Source organism: Methylomonas sp. LL1 (genome assembly GCF_015711015.1).
Classification (GTDB): Bacteria; Pseudomonadota; Gammaproteobacteria; order Methylococcales; family Methylomonadaceae; genus Methylomonas.
The window spans coordinates 4,564,315-4,583,349 of the sequence record NZ_CP064653.1; the positions used below are offsets into that span (position 1 = coordinate 4,564,315).

The 19,035-nt window shown below is 52.0% G+C and carries 16 protein-coding genes; 4 read left to right on the forward strand and 12 right to left on the reverse strand.

Annotated elements, in window-relative coordinates:
• Position 1: 1 nt before the first annotated feature.
• Positions 2-199: a CstA-like transporter-associated (seleno)protein gene (locus IVG45_RS21415; protein WP_196435771.1), complete on the forward strand. Its 198-nt coding sequence runs from the start codon at positions 2-4 to the stop codon at positions 197-199.
• Here IVG45_RS21415 and IVG45_RS21420 read toward each other — a convergent pair.
• The 3 genes from IVG45_RS21420 to IVG45_RS21430 form a co-directional block, all read right to left on the reverse strand.
• Positions 196-1,734 (reverse strand): cation:proton antiporter domain-containing protein, encoded by a 1,539-nt coding sequence (locus tag IVG45_RS21420; RefSeq protein WP_196435772.1) that lies wholly within the window; start codon positions 1,732-1,734, stop codon positions 196-198. The genes IVG45_RS21415 and IVG45_RS21420 overlap by 4 nt on opposite strands.
• A gap of 256 nt (positions 1,735-1,990) precedes the next feature.
• Positions 1,991-2,875 (reverse strand): carbon-nitrogen hydrolase, encoded by an 885-nt coding sequence (locus IVG45_RS21425; RefSeq protein WP_196435773.1) that lies wholly within the window; start codon positions 2,873-2,875, stop codon positions 1,991-1,993.
• 90 nt (positions 2,876-2,965) lie between these two features.
• Entirely contained in the window at positions 2,966-3,997 is a 1,032-nt protein-coding gene (locus IVG45_RS21430; protein WP_196435774.1) for an agmatine deiminase family protein, read from the reverse strand.
• A gap of 378 nt (positions 3,998-4,375) precedes the next feature.
• On the opposite strand from IVG45_RS21430, the gene IVG45_RS21435 reads away from it, so the two are divergent.
• Positions 4,376-5,287 (forward strand): DMT family transporter, encoded by a 912-nt coding sequence (locus tag IVG45_RS21435; protein WP_196435775.1) that lies wholly within the window; start codon positions 4,376-4,378, stop codon positions 5,285-5,287.
• Positions 5,288-5,303: 16 nt separating this feature from the next.
• Here IVG45_RS21435 and recN read toward each other — a convergent pair whose 3' ends face one another.
• Complete coding sequence (gene recN / locus IVG45_RS21440) at positions 5,304-7,001, reverse strand: DNA repair protein RecN (RefSeq protein ID WP_196435776.1); 1,698 nt, start codon at positions 6,999-7,001, stop codon at positions 5,304-5,306.
• A gap of 12 nt (positions 7,002-7,013) precedes the next feature.
• On the reverse strand, positions 7,014-7,889 hold the full coding sequence (locus IVG45_RS21445; RefSeq protein ID WP_196435777.1) for an NAD(+) kinase: 876 nt from the start codon (positions 7,887-7,889) through the stop codon (positions 7,014-7,016).
• Between the two features lie 192 nt (positions 7,890-8,081).
• Between IVG45_RS21445 and IVG45_RS21450 the strand changes: the two genes are divergently transcribed.
• Both IVG45_RS21450 and IVG45_RS21455 read left to right on the forward strand, forming a co-directional pair.
• Positions 8,082-9,623 carry an ATP-binding protein gene (locus IVG45_RS21450; RefSeq protein ID WP_196435778.1) on the forward strand — a complete coding sequence of 514 codons (1,542 nt, stop codon included), beginning with the start codon at positions 8,082-8,084 and terminating at the stop codon, positions 9,621-9,623.
• An 8-nt stretch (positions 9,624-9,631) separates the two neighbouring features.
• The gene (locus IVG45_RS21455; RefSeq protein ID WP_196435779.1) at positions 9,632-11,179 is read left to right on the forward strand and encodes an HD domain-containing phosphohydrolase; all 1,548 of its coding nucleotides are present in this window, start codon (positions 9,632-9,634) and stop codon (positions 11,177-11,179) included.
• Positions 11,180-11,344: 165 nt separating this feature from the next.
• On the opposite strand, the gene IVG45_RS21460 is transcribed toward IVG45_RS21455, so the two are convergent.
• From IVG45_RS21460 to IVG45_RS21490, 7 genes are all read right to left on the reverse strand, one after another.
• Positions 11,345-13,324, reverse strand: a complete 1,980-nt coding sequence (locus IVG45_RS21460) for a type VI secretion system Vgr family protein (RefSeq protein WP_196435780.1) — start codon at positions 13,322-13,324, stop codon at positions 11,345-11,347.
• Between the two features lie 51 nt (positions 13,325-13,375).
• Positions 13,376-13,666: a PAAR domain-containing protein gene (locus tag IVG45_RS21465; protein ID WP_196435781.1), complete on the reverse strand. Its 291-nt coding sequence runs from the start codon at positions 13,664-13,666 to the stop codon at positions 13,376-13,378.
• Between the two features lie 18 nt (positions 13,667-13,684).
• A complete protein-coding gene (locus IVG45_RS21470; protein ID WP_196435782.1) occupies positions 13,685-14,275 on the reverse strand; it encodes a DUF6931 family protein in 591 nt (196 codons plus the stop codon).
• A 20-nt stretch (positions 14,276-14,295) separates the two neighbouring features.
• Positions 14,296-15,633, reverse strand: coding sequence for a tetratricopeptide repeat protein (locus IVG45_RS21475; RefSeq protein ID WP_196435783.1), 1,338 nt, complete (start codon positions 15,631-15,633; stop codon positions 14,296-14,298).
• Positions 15,634-15,718: 85 nt separating this feature from the next.
• The gene (locus IVG45_RS21480; protein ID WP_196435784.1) at positions 15,719-17,068 is read right to left on the reverse strand and encodes a tetratricopeptide repeat protein; all 1,350 of its coding nucleotides are present in this window, start codon (positions 17,066-17,068) and stop codon (positions 15,719-15,721) included.
• 392 nt (positions 17,069-17,460) lie between these two features.
• Positions 17,461-17,910: a hypothetical protein gene (locus IVG45_RS21485; RefSeq protein ID WP_196435785.1), complete on the reverse strand. Its 450-nt coding sequence runs from the start codon at positions 17,908-17,910 to the stop codon at positions 17,461-17,463.
• On the reverse strand, positions 17,907-18,926 hold the full coding sequence (locus IVG45_RS21490) for a M35 family metallo-endopeptidase (protein ID WP_196435786.1): 1,020 nt from the start codon (positions 18,924-18,926) through the stop codon (positions 17,907-17,909). The genes IVG45_RS21485 and IVG45_RS21490 overlap by 4 nt, the downstream gene beginning before the upstream one ends.
• Between the last annotated feature and the right edge of the window lie 109 nt (positions 18,927-19,035).

The window sequence follows — 19,035 nt, forward strand, 5'->3', positions numbered from 1 at the left end:
TATGTACGAGTCGATAAAAGCCGGTTTCGCCCGGTTACAGGCACTCTGGCGTAATTTGAATGGTGACACGGATTATCAGCGTTATCTTGAGCATTGGCATAGTCATCATGTGTCCGAACAGGTTCAACCACTTAACCGGAAGGCTTTTTTCGCGGCGGAAACACAGAGGAAGTGGAACGGCGTCAAACGTTGTTGCTAGTCCGCTTCCAGCATCTGCTTGGCCATCTGATTACCGGCTTCGATCAACGGATGAATCACAAAGCTTGCGCCCAAGCGCATCAGTTCTTCTTGTTCGTCGTTGTAATAACAGATGGCGCCGATTTTGCCCCGGAAGCCCCGATTTCTGAGCTGGGTGACCGAAGAGCATCTCAAATCAAAATCCGGCAGAGTTAAAATCACACCTTTTATCCTATCCAGCGGTAAACCGCTCCATAACTCGCTATCTTCCGAATCGCCATAGACCACGCGGCGATTATGCGCCAGATGCATTTCCACCACGGTGGGATCGGCATCGAAGCCGACTATCCGTTTATCTTGTCCGTGTAAGGCCATGTAAGCCGAAACCCCGGTGCGTCCCATGCCCACGATTAGCCATTCGGCCACGCCAAGCGACTCAGGGATGCGGTCCGGATGAGGCTGCCTCCTTTTGCGCTCGAAGCGGGTCAATACCGGTTCTAGCCAGGAAAACAAGATGTGCGAATACCGGTTCAACGGTGCGGCGACGGCTAGGGAGCCCGCGACTGCCAGGCTGATAATGGCTTTCCATTCCGGCGCCAACAGGCCGGAATTGACCACGGCTTCGGTGGTGATCAAGGCGAATTCACTGTATGTCGTTAATGCCAGCGAAGAGACGAAAGCGGTGCGGGCGCGTAAACCGGCCATGATGAACAATAAAAAAAACAACCCGCCTTGTAGCGGCAACCAGGCTAGCAGAGCCAGCGCGGTTAACGCTTGTTGTCGATTGGGTAGTTCGGTCAGGCCGATTTGCAGAAAGAATGCGACTAGAAAAAGTTCTTTCAAACTCCATAATTTGTGGGCAATATCTTCGGTTTTGCCGTGTCCTCCCAGCATCACGCCGGTCAGTAACGCACCGATGTCCGCCGAAATGCCCAAGTGCTCGGCGAATACGCCTCCGGCTAGCGCCATCGTGACACCCAATAGCAGTTTCAGTTCCTGGTCGCGGCTGATTTCCAGCAATCGATGGGCGATGGGGCGCAGAAACGGTATCAGCAATAATTCCAGTGCCCATGGCGTGGGGTGGCTGCCCTCGGCATAGGCCAGCAGCGCAATGGCGATCAAATCCTGCAAGATCAAAATACTGAGCACATCCCGGCCATGAAACGACGATAGTTCGCCGTTGTCTTCCAATACCTTGATCGCCAGCACGGTGCTGGAAAATCCCAGGCTTACTCCCAGAACCAAGCCGCCGGTAATATGTTGGCCGAGCCAGAAAAACATCAGCGCCGAAACGCCGGTGACGATCAGCAAGTGCCAGCCACCGACGCTCAGCACTTCGCTGCGTATCAGCGAACTGGGCTTGATCTTTAGCCCTACCGTGAACAACAGTAATTCGATACCGATGTCGGCGATATGCGGTAGGGCGGTCAGCGGGCCGAAACCGCTGGCATACAAAACATAGCCGGCAATCAGATAGCCTACCAGGGGTGGAAACATCAAGCGGCTGGCCAGTAAACCCATTAAATAGGCGGTGCCGATCCAGACTAATTCAATCATGCATGGATAACCTGTTTCCTTGAAAACAATCTAACGAGCATGCTGGCTCAGCATCGTCCCGGTCCATATAAGTAGCGCACCTATGCGCGGCTGCTTGCCGGACAGGACGCCGTGAATACGTCCATGTAGGCTCCGACGGCGATCCTTGCCGCCGACGCCTGCCCAACAAGCAACCAAGCCCCTACCATTTTTTACTTTCAGAATAAACAAACGCTGACCAAGCATGATAAGAGCTTGGACGTGAGATAAGTCGCCGTTAGTCGATATAGCGCTTTACCAAATTGCCGTAGTCATCGATACGCCGGTCACGCAAAAAAGGCCAGATGCGCCGTACCTGTTCGCTCCGGTTCGGATCGAGAGTGGTAATTAGCAAAGTGTCCTGTTGATCGTCGGCATGGGTCAAAAATTCGCCTTGCGGCCCGGCGATGAAGCTATTACCCCAGAACTGGATGCCGTTTGCGTGATCCGGCGCGGCTTCAAAACCGATGCGATTGCAGGCAATCAGCGGGATGCCGTTGGCGACGGCGTGGCCTCGTTGCACGGTTATCCAGGCATCGAGTTGCCGTTGTTTTTCGTCCTGTTCATCGTCGGGATTCCAACCGATCGCGGTGGGATAAATCAACAAATCCGCGCCCGCCAAAGCCATCAGACGGGCGGCTTCCGGATACCATTGATCCCAGCAGATCAACACGCCGAGCTTGCCGATCGAGGTCTGGATTGGGGTAAAGCCCAGATCGCCGGGGGTAAAGTAAAATTTTTCGTAAAAACCGGGGTCGTCCGGAATGTGCATTTTGCGGAAGGTGCCGGCGATGCCTCCGTCCTTGTCGAACACCACCGCCGTGTTGTGATGCAGCCCCGGCGCGCGTTTTTCGAAGATGGTCGAGACAATGACAACCTTGTTGGTTTTGGCGACTGCGCTCAAAGTCTCGCAGGTCGGGCCGGGGATGGCTTGAGCCATATCGAAACAATCGGTGTCTTCGCTTTGGCAAAAATAATGATCCAGATGCAGTTCCGGTAACACCACCAGATCGGCATTCTGTTTCGCGGCTTGTTCGATTTGGCTGATCGAGTAGGCCAGATTGGTTTCCCGGCCGCGATTGCAAGGTTGTTGGACGGCGCAGGCAATAATGGATTTTTTCATAGACTAGTCATGGTTTTAATCGCTGAAAGACGCAAGGGCTATGGCAACGCACTGGCTAATTAGCCGGATTAACGCGCTGCAACTTGCGCCCTATATGTTTAAAGTTACAAATTCAGGGATTTGCATGCTGGCGCAATGCAAACTGCCGTATTGGTGCACCAGCGGCCGGCAGGGCGTGGCGATGATTTGGCGTTCGGGAAAGCATTTTGTCAGGCGTTCCAAGGCCACGGCATCCATGGGGTCGTCGTATACCGGTACCAGCACTGCGTCGTTGATAATCAGGAAGTTGGAATAATTGGCCGGCAGACGCTGGCCTTGTTCGTCGGCAATCGGTTTCGGCAAGGGTAGGGCGACCAGACGATACGGTTCGCCAGCTTCGGTTTTAAAAGCCTTTAACTGCGCTTCCATGTTTTTCAGGCTTTGATAGTGCGGATCGTCCAGGTCGTCGCAACTGGTATAGGCGATGGTATTGGCATCGCAGAAGCGGGCTAGGGTGTCGATGTGGGCATCGGTATCGTCGCCGGCCAGATTATCCTGCTCGACCCATAAAATGCGTTTGGCGCCCAGGTAGTTCTTCAACTGGCTGGCGATGGCCTGTTCCGATAAATCCGGATTGCGGTTGGGATTGAACAGGCAGTTCTTGGTGGTCATGATGGTACCGTGACCATCGGATTCAACGCTGCCGCCTTCCAATACCAGATCCAAGGTCGCGGTCGGGTGACCCTTGAAAATCGGGTTGGCGAACAAGGCCAGATTCAAGGCATTATCGGCCGCGTGCGGGTATTTATTGCCCCAACCGTTAAAGCGGAAATTCAGCAATTGCAACTTGGCTTTCGGATGCAGCCATTCCACCGACAAAAATACCGTGTCACGCAGCCAGATGTCGTTGTAATCGGCCTGAACGAAATGAATCCGTTCGATATGGTTTAACAACGATTGAATGTGCTGCTGATGTTCGCCGTTTTTACAAACGATGATCAACGGCTGAAAGCGGCTGATGGTAGTGGCGATGAAATGATAGGAGTCTTCGACGGCGGGCAGATTGGTAAAGTCGCCGCTAGGGTGCGGCCAAGCAATAACAACGCTGGATTGCGGTTCCCATTCGGCTGGAAAACGGATCATGGATAACTCCTTAAGCTTGTAGTGAATTTGAAACTGATGCGCTATTGTACCAATGGAGTCTGGCGATTGTTTTGCCGGCTGGAAATTAATCGTCGCGCGGCTTAGGTTTTGGGGCTTTTCAACGGGCTTCGTTGACGCTAAAGGCAAAAGCCGACGAAAATAGCGGCCCCGAATATACCCAAATTGACAGGGAAGACAGGCAGCACTTATAGTGTCCCGGCATGAACGCCTATCAAACTATTTTTTTCAAGCATCTATGGCTGTGGGCCTTGCTCTCCGCCGTGGTGTTTTAAGTTTTCCAAATAACTGAAGCAATCGCGGGTTTTACCGCGTTTGCCGTGATAATCGCCTAAGGCCCGCACTTAACCAGGAGGCCTCATGGCAACAACCACACTATCTCCATTATCACATCGCAACGCCTTGATTGGCTTTGGCCTGGCGGCCTTGGCCGCGATTGGTTTCTCGACCAAGGCGATTCTGGTCAAACTGGCATATTACGATCCGGTCGATGCCTTGTCGCTGCTGGCTCTACGCATGTTGTTTTCCGCGCCTTTTTTTCTGATCGTCGCCTTGACTCATGTCGGTCGGAACAACGCCACGCGATTGCATGGCAAGGATTATCTGGCGGTTCTGGTGTTGGGTTTGTTGGGCTATTATCTGTCCAGCCTGTTCGATTTCATCGGTTTGCAATACATTTCGGCCGGGATGGAGCGGTTGATTTTGTTTCTGTATCCGACATTCGTGGTGTTGATATCGGCCCTGTTTCTCGGCAAGGCTTTCGGTAGAAAGGAAATCATCGCGATGTTGCTCAGCTACGCCGGTATCGGAGTGGTGTTCCTGGATGAACTGAATGTGCAGTCCGAGCATTTGTTGATGGGCGCAGGGTTTGTGTTCGCCAGCACCTTGACCTATGCGGCCTATCTGATTGGTGCCGGCGAGACCATTGCCCGTATCGGTGCTTCGCGTTTTACCGCCTATGCGATGCTGGTCGCCTGCGTGGCGACGGTATTGCAATTCCTATTGACCCATCCGCCTCAAGCTTTATTGTTGCCTATTCGCGTTTATCGGTTGAGTCTGGTGATGGCCGTCCTGTCGACGGTATTGCCTGTGTTCATGTTATCGGCGGCCATTCGGTTGATCGGTTCCAGCCGCACCTCGTTGATCGGTATGATAGGACCGGTGTCAACTCTGTTCATGGCCGGATATTTTCTCGGCGAACAATTGACGGTTAGGCAAATCGTGGGCGCCGCGCTGGTTATGGCTGGGGTATTAAGCCTGACCTTGAAATAAAGCCCCGAGATTTGCTTTACTCTATCGAAGCTACGCCTTCGGTTAATCCACCCGACGCCAGCATCTCACGCGCATGCGCCAGGGTATTCTCGGTAATGGTGACGCCGCCCAGCATGCGGGCCACTTCGTTGACGCGTTCCTCATCCGTCAGGCGTCTGACCGTCGACGACGTGACGGCCGCCTTCTGATTCTTGGCCACAAACAAATGTTGATGGGCCTGTGAAGCCACCTGCGGCAAATGGGTGACACACAACACCTGGCGATTCCGGCTCAGTCGGCGCAACTTTTGACCGACGATCTCGGCAATGCCGCCGCCGATGCCGGAGTCGACCTCGTCGAAAATCATGGTCGGCGTGGTCTTATCGGTGCTGGTGGTGACTTGAATCGCCAAACTGATGCGCGACAGTTCGCCGCCGGATGCTACCTTGGACAGCGGCTTGGGCGGCAGGCCGGGATTGGTGCTGACCAGAAATTCGATGGCGTCGTGGCCGTTGCGCTGCGGTTCGGCCTGGTCCGGGCTATCGATGTTGACAATGAACTCGCCGTGCGGCATGCCCAGTTCCTTGACGGCATCGGAAATGCGTTGTTGTAATTCGGCGCCGGCCTTGCGGCGGCTATCCGACAGTTGTCCGGCCAGCGCGTGAAATTGGCTTAGCAGACGCTCGCAATCGGCATTCAGATTTTCGATGCGTTCGCTACTGTTGCTCAGTGTGTTCAACGCCTGGGCGAATTGTTCGGCCAGCGACGGTAGCTCCTCGGGTAAGCATTTGTGCTTGCGGCTCAGGCTTTGGATTACGCCGATTTGGCTTTCCAACCAAGCCAGTTGTTGCGGATCGGCTTCCTGATTTTCCAAAAAGCGGCGCAGTTGCTGGGTCGCCTCGCCGATCTGGATTTCGGCATCGGTCAACAATTCGGCGATGCCGTTCATTTCAGCAGCATACTGAGATAGCTCCTGGATGGCGTGGATCACATGGCCCAGCATGTCGGTCACCGATTGCTGGTCGTTATCGTACAGGATAGCCAGTTGCTGCTGGCCGACGCTCAAGATATTACCTAGGTTGGCCAATTTGTTGTGCTCGTCGGCCAGAGCCTGGTAATCGAAATTTTCCAGATCCAGTTGCTGCAGTTCCTGCAATTGATAGTGCAGCAGTTCTTCGCGCTCGGCCTGATCGTCGCCGGCTTTCAGTAAGCGATGCAATTCCTTGTGCGCTTGTTTCCAGCTTTGATAGCAGGTGTTGAGTTGTTCCAGCAGTTCCTGATTGTGAGCATAGTCATCCAGCAATCGGCGCTGTTCCTCGCGATCGAGCAAGGTCAGATGCGCATGTTGGCCGTGTATTTCCACCAGTTGGCGGCTTAGGCCTTGCAGGGTTTGTAAGTTGACCGGGCGGTTATTGATATAGGCCTTGGAGCGGCCATCCTCGCTGACGGTGCGCCGAATCAGGCAATGGCCGTCGTCGTCCAGTTCCTGTTGTTCCAGCCATTGCTTCACCAGCGGGGCTTTGCCCAAGTCGAATTCCAGGTTGACTTCGGCCCGCTTGCTGTTGGGGCGGACATAACCGGAATCTGCTCTATCGCCCAGCGCCAGGCCCAACGCGGTTAGTAGGATCGATTTGCCGGCACCGGTTTCGCCGGTCAGGACCGACATGCCGGGTTCCAGGTCGAGATCGAGACTATCGACTACGGCCAGGTCAATGATGTTCAGGTTTAACAGCATAAGTCAGGCGGTTTAGCCGCGGCTCCAGTTGAGTTTGCTTCTGAGAATATGGAAAAAATCGTGGTCTTCGGGATGCAGAATTTTAATCGCTTTGTCGGTTTTTCTAATCACAATTTTGTCGCCGATCAGCACATCCGGTATTTCCAGATGATCGCAAGTGACCAGGGCGTTGATTTGTTTGGTCTGGCTGAAGCCAATCTCGATTTCGACATTGTCGTCGATCACGATAGGCCGGTTGGATAAAGTGTGCGGATTCAATGGCACCAATACCAGCGCGTTCAGGGTAGGGTGCAAAATAGGGCCTCCCGCCGACAGCGAGTAAGCGGTGGAGCCGGTCGGCGTGGCGACGATCAAGCCGTCCGAACGCTGGGTATTCAGGTAAACGCCGTTGATACTGGTGACGATCTCTATCATGCTTGGCGTCACCCAGCGATGCACAACCACCTCGTTGACGGCGGTTTGTCGATGTATCATTTTGCCGTCGCGGATGATAGCGGCCTGCAACATGCAGCGGCGTTCGGTTTTGTAATGACCATCCAGAATTTGTTCCAGCCGGCTGGTCAATTGTTCCGGCGAAATATCCACCAAAAACCCCAGCCGGCCCAGATTGACACCGATAACCGGAATTTCGAAATCGGCGGCGACACGGGCGGCCGCCAAAAAAGTACCGTCTCCGCCGACGGCTATGATCAGGTCGCAATGCTCGGGTAGACGCTCGATATGTAGGCCCTTGATATTGCCATTGCCTAGTAACTCGGCACTCTGACTATCCATCAATACCGGATGTCCACGACCGTGCAAAAAAACCGAAAGTTCCGCTAGGGTTGCGGAAATGCCGGGATCACCGAATTTACCGATGATGCCGATGCGGTGGAAGGAAATGGGCATGGGTTGGGGGCGTTAAAGTAAACAGGTTTTGATTATACAAACAATTTGGGGTTGGGCGAGTCAGAGACTTGTACAATGCATGTGGATTCGATGCCGGGGCTGAGTTTCCGCTCCCCGATCGAGCCTGAATTTGGCTCGGCCATTAGAGATTTTTTTAAGCGGTTTCACCAATATTTTTGCACTCTCACTAATATGAGCACGAGTCTCTCTATCGACAAACGTTTACGCCGGCGTGTTTTGCCATTGCTGTTGTCGGTGATCACCCTGCTGATGGCGTTAGCGTTGGCCTATAGCATTCACGGCATACGCCGGCACAATCTCGAGCTGGCAACCGAGGGCGCGCGCAATATATTCCGGATGATCGTGTTGACCAGGCAATGGAACGCGGAACATGGCGGCGTTTATGTGTTTGCTTCGGATACTACGCGGGTCAATCAGTATCTCGATCATCCAAGGCGCGTGATCGATCTGCCCGATAAGCGTCAGTTGGTTCTGGTCAATCCGGCCTATATGACTCGGCAGATTGCCGAATTGGCGGCAAGCGATCCGCAATTACGACTACGGCTCCATATCACCAGTTTGAAACCTATCCGGCCTGAAAATAGTCCGGATTCCTGGGAAGCGGAGGCGTTAAAGCAATTTGACCAAGGTCTGCGCGAAATGGCCGGCATTGTAGAGGAGGCCGGACAAAACCAGCTTCGCTATATGGCGCCGCTGATGGTTAGGGAGACCTGCTTACAATGTCATGCCAAGCAGGGCTATAAACTGGGAGATGTCCGAGGCGGCATCAGTGTCGGCCTGCAGATGCAAGACATTGAAAAGGCGATGCATCACGAAATATTGTCGAGCGTGGTAAGCCATGGCATGGCTTATGGCTTGCTGGTTATCGTCAGTTGGGGTTTGATCGAATTATTAGCCAGACGCTGGCGCGCGCTGGACGATAACATTGAAATCCTACAAAACACGCGGGATGAATTGGTTGAAACCGAAAAAATGGCGTCGCTGGGGCGGTTGGTAGCCGGATTTGCCCATGAGCTCAATACGCCGGTAGGGGTTGCGGTCGGGGCGGTCAGTCATGGCGATGGCATCATCGGCCAATTTAAAACCTTATTGGCTCGGGACGAAGTCACCGAACAAGAATTGATGCGTCAGCTCGATGATTTATTGGAATGCCATCAATTGGCGCTGGCCAATTTACGGCGTGCCGCGGATTTGGTACAACGTTTCAAACGGACTTCGATTGACCGGGATTCACAGCAACAACGTGAATTTCCGCTGGCGGAACTGATCCAGGATGTGCTGTTTTCCCTGCAAAATACCTTGAAACACACGGCAATCGAAATTCGAGTCGAGTGTCCGGAAAACCTTAAAATTCATGGTACGCCGGGCTTGCTGGAGCAGGTTTTGACGAATTTGATTACCAATAGCCTCTGTCATGGATTTGATAATGGTCGTCGTTCCGGCGAAATCGGGATTCAAGCATCGCTGATTGGCCAGGGGCGTTTGGCTATCGATTATCGGGACAACGGTGTCGGCATGAGTGAACAAGTAAGGCAACAAGCTTTTGAACCGTTTTTCACTACCAGCCGCGATCAAGGCGGCTCGGGGTTAGGCTTGTATGTGATCTATAATATCATCACCAAGCAAATGCACGGCGCCATCCAGATTTGGTCCGCGCCAGGCGCGGGTGTTCGATTCCATATAGAATGTCCGATTGAATTGTCTCTGAACTAGCTTTTTTCATGAAAATCATCCGTAACACAGAGGCCTCGGCAACTGGCGATAATCAGCGGCAAGGTCTTGAAACGCCGCGTTATAGCTGGAAAGTACTGATCGTCGATGACGAGCCGGATGTGCGCAAGCTAACCCGAATCAGTCTGCGCGATTTCAGCTTTGCCAACCGCGCCTTGCAATTCATCGAAGCCGGGTCGGCCGCCGAGGCTAAGGAATGCTTGGAGCAACACCCGGATATTGCCCTGGCATTGGTCGATGTGGTGATGGAAAGCCAGGATGCGGGATTGCAACTGGTGGAATATATCCGGCGGGAGTTGGGTAACGCGTTAATCCGTATCGTGATCCGTACCGGCCAGCCCGGTGTCGCGCCGGAGCGTTTCGTCATCGATCATTACGATATTGACGATTACAAGGATAAAACCGAACTGACGGCCACCCGGCTCTACACCACCGTCCGGTCAGCGCTAAAAGCCTTCCGGGATTTGCATACCATCGATACCAACCGCCGGGGGTTGGAGCGGGTGTTGCAAGCCACGCCGTCGATTTATCAGTTGGGACATGAACCGCTAGCGGATTTTTTCGATGGCATGTTAACTCAGGTGATTGGACTTTGCCGGTTATCTCACGTTAGTCATATCGGGTCGTTGCAAGGGGTGATCACTACTCTTGAACATAATGAGTTCAAAATACGCGCCCATACCGATGAATTTGTCGACAATCCGCGTTTTGGCGAAATCCATCAAGAATGCATTAAGACTATTTTCCAGGGACAAGCGGCGACCAGTTTACGCGACAAGGCCGAAGTATTGCCACTGACGGTGTCTAATCAGGCGGTGGGTTACATTTACATCGAACCGATTGAAGCACTATCGGTTATAGACAGGAGCTTGATTCAAATTTTTGCCAGACAATGTTCCCAAGCTCTGGAAAATCATGAGTTACATGGCAATATCATTGCCTCGTTTGAGCACGCCATCGATATGTTGGCCGAAGTGGCGGAATACAAAGATAAGGCCACGGGTGGGCATGTCAACAGACTGGATAACTACACCCGAGCCATAGCCCTGGCGATGGGGGTTGGCGAGAAAGTCGCGCTGCAATACGGCAAAGCTAGCCGTTTGCACGATGTCGGCAAAGTGGGCGTGCCTGATTATATTTTGACCAAACCGGAAAAGTTAACAGCCGACGAGTTTGAAATCATCAAGAAACATCCGACGCTGGGGGCCAATATTCTTAGCCACGATCCCTCGTTTGATTTGGCCCGGCAAATCGCCCTGAGCCATCATGAACGCTGGGATGGTAGTGGTTATCCCGAAGGGCTGCGGGCAAGCGAACTTCATTTAGCGGTTCGCATTGTTTCGGTAGCCGATGTGTTTGATGCCATGATTAGCTGGCGCCCCTACAAACAGCCCTGGTCGATTCAGCAGGCACGCGATGCCATCGCGGAGGGCGCGGGCACCCAATTCGATCCCGATGTTGTAAAGGCATTCTTGCAGGTGTTGGATAGCGGCGGTTTTGATGGGGTGATAGAGCAGGCCGTGGAGACTTTCAGGTGATGGATCATCAATAAGCTGGCTTTGCGGCCGGATTCCAACCTCTAATTCCTGGCAGGGTCTTGAGTTTTTCACGGGCCAGACATGCCGCCCTTTATAGGGGCGACATTGCTGTTTGATCGGTTCGTGTTCTCAACCGGCTTGCGCGTCGCCCACGGTAAAAGAGGGTTAATTGATCATGGTAATACCGCCTTTCAGCGTCAACATCGCGTTACCTTTCACCGTTGTAGAGAGCTGCCCTTCAATGCTAATCGTCATGCCTTTGATGGTGACGCCGGATTGATCGATTTTTATACTGCTTTGACCGACTTTAAGTTCGATGGATTGCATGGCTTCTTCGGTGATTTTGCCTAGATCGAGCTTTACCGAGCGATTCCCCATGCCTAGCTTGATATCGTCGTTGCCTTGCTCGATTTTGGCGCTGCGGTTGCCCATGTTGACGGTGAGCTCGTTATTCCCCTGTTTGACTTCGGTGACCCGGTTACCCGTTTTGACCGTCAGGGTGTCGTTGCCTTGGTCTAGCGTCACCGTGCGGTGGTTGTAAATGTCGACTTTCTGATCGCCGGGATCTTTTTTGTCGAAACCTATTTTGTGGCTATCGTCGTTTTCGACCACGCGGGTGAAGTTTTTTTCGGCATGAATATAGACTTCTTCCTCGCCCTTCTTGTCTTCAAAACGGATTTCATTAAAATTATCCGACGAACCGTCTTTGCTGCTGCGGGATTTGATGCCGCTTTGGGTCTTGTTGGCATCGAGCGAATAAGGCGGCATTTGATCGGCGTTGTACACTCGGCCGGTAATAATTGGACGATCCGGGTTGCCTTCCAGGAAATCCACGATCACTTCCTGACCGATACGCGGGATATGAATGGCTCCCCATTGCTTCCCAGCCCAGATCTGCGCAACTCGCACCCAACATGAACTGTTCTCGTCGTTTTTACCTAGTCGATCCCAGTGGAACTGTACCTTGACCCGGCCGTATTTGTCGGTAAATATTTCTTCGCCGGCCTTGCCGACTACGATCGCGGTTTGCACACCTTGAACTATCGGAATCCGGCTGGTCCTGGGCGCGCGATAATTGAATTTACTGCTGATGACCGTGTACAGGCATTGATATTGATCCAAGCTGTCGGCGATACCAAAGGATTCAAAACCGTTGTTTTGAATCTGGATTTGGCTGGAAACGGCGATATATTCCTGATTTTGGTCGGCGCGCGGGAAGTCGGTCAAATCGAATTTATGACCGGTAGCCAGGCAACGGGTATTGCCGGTGGCGGCCATGTATTCAAATCCGGCGCGCAACTCCTGCATATGGGCCTTGGCGTACTGCTCGCCAACGGAGGGTTTTATGTACTCGCCCGGATAATCGTAGATTTCCTTACTGTCTTGTTCATGTCCGCCTAGTTCGGATGATTTAGAGGTCAAGTCTGCTTTCGGCTTTTCAAAATCAAAATCGTCATGCACATAATTTCCGGACTGGATTTCCTCGCTGACGCGCCATTCATAAAAGCTCTCTTCCTTGCGGCGGCTTTGGTTGCCGGCGGGGAAATACTGAACTTTCTGGTTTTGCGCGGGGGCTTGATGGCCGGATTTATCGTCGCATAGCACCATGGTATGTTGACTATCACTATGCTTGAAGTAGTAATAGATGCCTTCCTTTTCCATCAAGCGACTGATGAAATTGAAATCGCTTTCCCGGTATTGAACACAGTATTCACGAGGCTCATAGCTGCCGTTGAGCTTGTTTTCCAGATCGGTATAGCCATGTTCGCTCAGAACTTTCTTGACGATGTCCGGTACCGACAAGTTGGAAAAGATTTTGCAATCGGTGGTGCGGGTCAGCAACCAGGGCTTGGGGCGCAGAGTGGCACGATAATAATACAGCCTGCCCAACATGCCGAACAGGCTGATTCGGGTCACCAGACCATGGAATGAACGATGCCCACCGCCATTCAATTCGAGTTTGACCGTCATGTTTTTGCCCAGCAATGACTTCAGCGCGATGTCGTTTTTTTCGCTGAGTAGTTCCAGGTCATATTCAAATAACTGGCTCAATTGCTCGCTGCCGGTCATTCGATACAGCAGTAAATCGGTTTCCCCCAGGGGGGTGGTTACCGATGCTACTCGATCAGATTGAGAATAGGCCATGTTTAGAATCCTATGTTCAGCTTAAATTCGCGAGGTTCATTTAATTCAAGTTCAGCCAATCAACACCGTTGGGTAACCCATTATGATCACTCCGCCGTGCGCGGTTTGATCAGCGATGCGGGCGGCCGGTAAACTGCCGATCAGCACAGTCACCGACCCCATCACTATCACATCGGGCGGTCCAACACAGACCGCCATGTCGGATACGCGGGCGGCGGGTAGATTGCCGATCAAGGTGGTCACGGCTCCCGGCGGTAAAATGGGGCCACCGACATGCGGAACCGGGCCGGTGAACATCGGGCAAACATGCATATCGGTTATTCTTGCGGCGGGCATACCCATGATTTTTTCCTCTATCGCTTAACCTGGCCAAAGTCGGCCATTGCCACCGTTGGCAATATCGGCACCCTGCTCAAGAAAAAACAGGTATTTATCATTGGCCTTTTCCGGCTGATTTTGCACTGCGGCCAGCATCACGGCGCCGGCGACGGCCTTAGCGGTCAAATTGTCGGACGGCGGTACAACTGGACCGTCTTCCGGGGTGATACTGCCTTCGCTCCAGAATGCAGCGATCGCGGCCCATGCCGCGGGGTTTTCGAAAGACGCAATTTGAGCTGCCGCATTAGCTTGGCGCCGATGCGGTTCCGTGGGTTTATAAACCCACGCTTCGGCGGCTTCCAAGGCTTTAATCAGTTTTTGATCGGGATTTGCGTCTAAGGTGCCGCGGGCACTTAGACAGGCCCACCAGACCGCTTCCCGTTTCGGCAGGGCCCTAGCCAGAAAGCGTACCGCATCGGGATAGAGTTGTTGTGCTAATAAGGCGTTCAAAAACTCTACTGGCCCCGGATCGGATTGAAGACACGATAGAGCGGGTTGATCCAGCTCAATATCCTGGCAAATCAGCGCTGCTTTCAGGATTGAAACTTTTTTTAAAGAAACCACGTCAGCCATATTCTTCCCACTATTGAGTCTTATTGATGTAGAACCTTAACGGCAACCACCAAAAATCCATCTACTTCAACTCCCGCCTCGTAACGCAGCATGACTTTTTCAAGCCTGAGCAGCGACAGGTCCGTTGACTTTATCACATTCCGAATATAGGCTTCTGAATGGCTAAACCGGCCGTGCTGTTGAATTTTATAATCTTGTGTCGCGCTATCCTCGGAGCGTTCCACCGTGAAAACCAAATGTCCGCCGGGTAATAGCGCCCTTGCCGCCGCCCGGCATACCGGTTCCAGATCGCCAAAATACACCAAGGTATCCGCCGATACAATCACATCGCAACCGCTAAAGCATGCGGAAATAAAAGCGGTTAATTCGGATTGGAATAATTCGTCGTAGCAGCCGCGTTTTTCGGCCTTGTCCAGCATTTTGGCCGACAGATCCACCCCGATAATTTTCTGGGCATAAGGCTTGATTAACGGGCCGCATAGACCGGTACCGCATCCGGCATCGAGAATAGTTAAGGCTTTTCCGGTTTGTTGGTGGATTTGCTTGACCACATCGGCCACCAAGAACGGCGCTTTGTAATCGAGATTTTTCAGCACCATATCGAAACTGTCGGCAAAGCCATCGAAGGTCTGGGTAATGTATTCATCGGCGGCCCTAGGCACCGATAATTCACCACTGTAGGAGTATAGCCGGTGTAAAGCCAGCGGATTATTAGGTTCGTACTCCAGCCATTGCTTGACCAAAACTATGGCTTCTTCAACGCTGCCTTGCAAGTATAAGACGGCGCATAATTCTTCGTAATCCTTGGCATTATAGGGCCTTAAACTTAATAATTTGCGATAGGCATCAATTGCGTTTACAAAATTGCCCTGTTTCTTGAAGGCGTTACCCAGGTTTTGATAAAACTCGGGGTTATTCGGCATCAGTTCAACCGCTCTGCTGAAGGCCTCGATCGCATCTTCCAGTTGGGATAACTGGCTCAAGACCAAGCCGAAATTATTATAAGCCACCGCATTTTGCGGGTTTAGATCCAATGCCCGGCCATAGCTGTCGGCCGCTTTTTCGACGTGCCCCAACTTATTGAAAATATTGCCCAAATTATTATGTGCATCGGAATAATCGGGGGCTTCGGCCAGCGCTTGTTCGATCAACGCGATGGCCTGGTCGTTGTCCTCCCTTTGATGCATCAATAAACCCAAAAAATGCAATGCTTCCGGATAGTTAGGGAATTGTTGCAGTATGGTTCTATACAGCGTTTCGGCTTCTTCCAATTGCCCGGTTTGATGCAACCTAATGGCTACCGCCAAGGCATAATCTAAATCCACGGTTTCGGCGGAGGACTGATCTTCAATTGTCATGGGGTTATTCTTGAGTCGTAAAGGTTAAAAAATCAAATTCGGCAGTGCAAGAATTTTCCGGGCGCCGGTAACCACCCGGTGATGACTAGCTAATTGCCTGGGCCGTGATCACGAATCCGATTACCGGAGCCCCACCTTCCATGCGTAATACTTCGGTATCGAAATGTCGAACAGTAAAGCCGGCTTGGGATAGTACATTCCGTAAATAAATCTCGGTATGGCTGTAGCGGCCATGTGCATTTAAATGAAACCCCTCATCCGAGCCGGTTTCCTGCTGTTTTTCCACGGTGAAGATAAACCAACCTTGATATTTTAGGGCGTTTGATGCCGCCGCGGTTACGTCGTTTAAGTCTCCGAAATAGCATAGCGTATCCACGCAGCTTATGCAGTCATACATGGAAACATTTTTAGCCAAAAATTCCGTTAATTCGGCCTCGAATAAGTCGGTGTAGACGTTTCTAGCCAGCGCGCGTTCCAGCATTTTAGGTGATAAATCGACTCCGTCCAGACGTTTCACCAAGGGTTTTGCCAATGCTCCGAATAAGCCCGTACCACAACCCGCGTCCAAGAGATGCCATGCGCGGGTATCTTGGTTCAATTGCTGTAAGGCCGTGGTCACTAGAAATGGAGCTTGGTAGTCTAGCCGGTTTAAGACGCCGTCGAACGAAGCCGCAAAACGGTCGAAAGTTTGGCGTACATAGGCATCGCTTGCCCGGTCCGGAATTTTGTCACGGGTATATGCCGAATACATGTGCCGGGCCAGGGGATTTTCAGGCTCATGGGCCAACCATTCCCTCAGCGTGTCCACGCATTGCTCGATGTCTCCCAGCAAATAGAGGGTACGGCACAATTTGCTATAAGCCTCCGCATCGGCCGGTTTAAGTACCAGCGATTTTCGGTAATGGTTCACGGCTGCCGGATAATCCCCCACACTCCGGTAGACATTGCCCAGGTTTTGATAATGGTGCGCGGCTTCGGGCTCCAGTTCGATGGCTGTTAGCAGGGATTCGATAGCTTCGTCAAAACGATTGCAATGCCTCAGGACGATACCTAAATTACCATGGGCGGCCGCAAAACCGGGATTATGTTCAACCACTCGGCGAAAGCAGGGTTCGGCCAAGTCGGAGTGGCCCAGTTGCAGATAAATATTGCCTAAATTATTTTCAGCATCGAGATAATCAGGGGCCAATAGCAGTGCATTTTTTATCCAGGCTATACCTTCCTCGGAATATCCCCTTTGATGTTTAAGCAAGCCGAAAAAGTGCATTAAATCGGCATGTTCAGGGGCAATCTCCAGCAATTGGCAATAGATTTCCTCGGCATGCTCGAGACGGTTGGCATAATGCAGCCGAATGGCCAGCTCCAGCGCTTGGTCGAAGCTAAGGGTCTGGGATACTGCTTCGCTTGAGTCCTGGATGTCAATTGGCTGATTCACGCTATGTCGTCACAAATGAGATGAAGAATTTGGCGTAACGGCTCGGCATGGCGGTGTCGGAAGCGTCGTTGTAAGGGGGAGTGACCGGACCTTTTTGGAGTTCGCTGCAAAAGTCGCAAGATAGTCTGATTATGGTCTTTGAAATCAGTCGGCGGCGGAAATGCGTCTTGGGAGCGGTTAACCAACCGCTTGGAAAACCGGTTCGGCATGGTTGAGCCCGTTTTTGTTGCCAATTTCAATGCCTTGTAGCCGTCGCGCTTTAACTTTCGTTAGTTGGATTTCCCTTGCCATCGCCGATATCCCCACTGCTAGGGGATACCGGCGAAGCTAAGGGGAGAGCGAAGCTTGATTCGTAAAAGAGCATGGTTTTGTGGCCAATGTCCTACGAGTTATTAATCGGCGATCTCGGTTACTTCCCGGGTCGTTAAGTTAACCATGTACGATTTTTGGGCTTCGTTTTCGACGCGTAACATGCTCTTGTCTTGGCTTGGCGTCAGTTTAGTAATGTAAATCTCCTGTACATCCCGCTCTTCGTTTAGATCGTATTCCGTCCTATAAACAACCAGCGTCCATAATTCTTCATCCTTGGCGATATCGACGGCGGCAATTACCCCTCCATTTTGCGCAAAACCGCGCGATTTGGCTCCGCGTATGACTTCATAGCGGATATTGCCGATTACAACAGGCTCAACAGGCTTGGGTGCCCGGCGCTTAGCTTGTTCTTCCATAGCGGTGACCTCTTTTGAGTTTGTTTGAGGATCGGGTTCGGCGGTGCAGGCTGCTACCGCATATATCAGTATGCCAATACCGCAAAAATTACGCATCAGCTTGAGCATGTTCATTTTAAAACATCATTAATGGTGCCTTGGCTCAGCACCCCCACAAGGTCGGCGCCAAAATAAGCCCAGCTGTCGGCATTGACCAGCGCATCCGCGGCACTAATGCTACGGCCGGGTTTCAGTCCGTCGTAGTCGTACCTTTTATCTTCTGTATTGACCATCTTATGCGATAGTTCATGCACAACCGTCAGGGCACACAACCATAATTTGGGAATATTGCCGAAAAAAGTGCGCTTACCGGCATTGAGAAAAGCATGGAAGATATAGATAACCGGCATCGAGTCGTCGGAGCGGACCGATGCAAAAGTTGTGTCGTTCCAGCCTTTGTCGGCCCGCTTATGGGGTCTGTCCGAAAATATGATGCTGGTTGAATTGCAGGCATTCTCGATTTTCTTATAGCCCGCCAATAAAACCGCCGCCGTGGCTTTGACTTCCTGCTCGGTCGCGGCATCGGCATGGAACCAGCGTTTAACGATAGCCAAGGTGTTGGCGTCGGCGTTGCCCAGCTTGACTACGACGTCCATCGACCATTTACGCGCTAACTGTAAAGCATCCGACATCATCTTGCGTCTGGATGCGCCGAACGTTTCTTCCTCTTGTTCTAGCTGGGCTCTAACCTCTTTCTCTGTCTTGCCGTCAAGTTGGTCGAATGCCCACTGAGTGTATGCCTTGGGATGGTCGACGACCCAGATGCTTTGATTGCCTTTCTTCATCACAAAATAAAAGTGTTTGAAGGTTTTAAGCATGGCCGCGCGTTTTTGAAAACCGACGGTGGCTGATTGTGCCGCTTTTAGAATTTCTCCAGCGTGAGGTTTGCCCGTATTGAAGATATCGAGGATGCCCGCCGCATCTTCGATTTTCTTTCGCGCTTTTGCCAAACTGTCGCTTTTCGCTTCGCTTGGGCCGCTGTTGGCACATAAGGCCTTAAGCTCGGCTTCGATAGTGGACCAGCTACTATCCAATGATTTGGTTTGCAAGACGCTGATGAGCGCTTTGTACACGTCTGTGAATATGTCCATAACCTGTCCTCATTATTTTATGAAAATTTCTTTTCTTGATCCTAAATCGATGGCGAACCAAACATGGGGTTTAGATGCCATCGATTAATTCGCAAAATAACGTTGCCGC

Excerpts from the sequence above, each read along its gene's own strand:
- IVG45_RS21415 (WP_196435771.1), top strand. The coding sequence starts at position 2 with ATGTACGAGTCGATAAAAGCCGGTTTCGCCCGGTTACAGGCACTCTGG.
- IVG45_RS21420 (WP_196435772.1), bottom strand. The coding sequence starts at position 1,734 with ATGATTGAATTAGTCTGGATCGGCACCGCCTATTTAATGGGTTTACTG.
- IVG45_RS21425 (WP_196435773.1), bottom strand. The coding sequence starts at position 2,875 with ATGAAAAAATCCATTATTGCCTGCGCCGTCCAACAACCTTGCAATCGC.
- IVG45_RS21430 (WP_196435774.1), bottom strand. The coding sequence starts at position 3,997 with ATGATCCGTTTTCCAGCCGAATGGGAACCGCAATCCAGCGTTGTTATT.
- IVG45_RS21435 (WP_196435775.1), top strand. The coding sequence starts at position 4,376 with ATGGCAACAACCACACTATCTCCATTATCACATCGCAACGCCTTGATT.
- recN (WP_196435776.1), bottom strand. The coding sequence starts at position 7,001 with ATGCTGTTAAACCTGAACATCATTGACCTGGCCGTAGTCGATAGTCTC.
- IVG45_RS21445 (WP_196435777.1), bottom strand. The coding sequence starts at position 7,889 with ATGCCCATTTCCTTCCACCGCATCGGCATCATCGGTAAATTCGGTGAT.
- IVG45_RS21450 (WP_196435778.1), top strand. The coding sequence starts at position 8,082 with ATGAGCACGAGTCTCTCTATCGACAAACGTTTACGCCGGCGTGTTTTG.
- IVG45_RS21455 (WP_196435779.1), top strand. The coding sequence starts at position 9,632 with ATGAAAATCATCCGTAACACAGAGGCCTCGGCAACTGGCGATAATCAG.
- IVG45_RS21460 (WP_196435780.1), bottom strand. The coding sequence starts at position 13,324 with ATGGCCTATTCTCAATCTGATCGAGTAGCATCGGTAACCACCCCCCTG.
- IVG45_RS21465 (WP_196435781.1), bottom strand. The coding sequence starts at position 13,666 with ATGGGTATGCCCGCCGCAAGAATAACCGATATGCATGTTTGCCCGATG.
- IVG45_RS21470 (WP_196435782.1), bottom strand. The coding sequence starts at position 14,275 with ATGGCTGACGTGGTTTCTTTAAAAAAAGTTTCAATCCTGAAAGCAGCG.
- IVG45_RS21475 (WP_196435783.1), bottom strand. The coding sequence starts at position 15,633 with ATGACAATTGAAGATCAGTCCTCCGCCGAAACCGTGGATTTAGATTAT.
- IVG45_RS21485 (WP_196435785.1), bottom strand. The coding sequence starts at position 17,910 with ATGAACATGCTCAAGCTGATGCGTAATTTTTGCGGTATTGGCATACTG.
- IVG45_RS21490 (WP_196435786.1), bottom strand. The coding sequence starts at position 18,926 with ATGGACATATTCACAGACGTGTACAAAGCGCTCATCAGCGTCTTGCAA.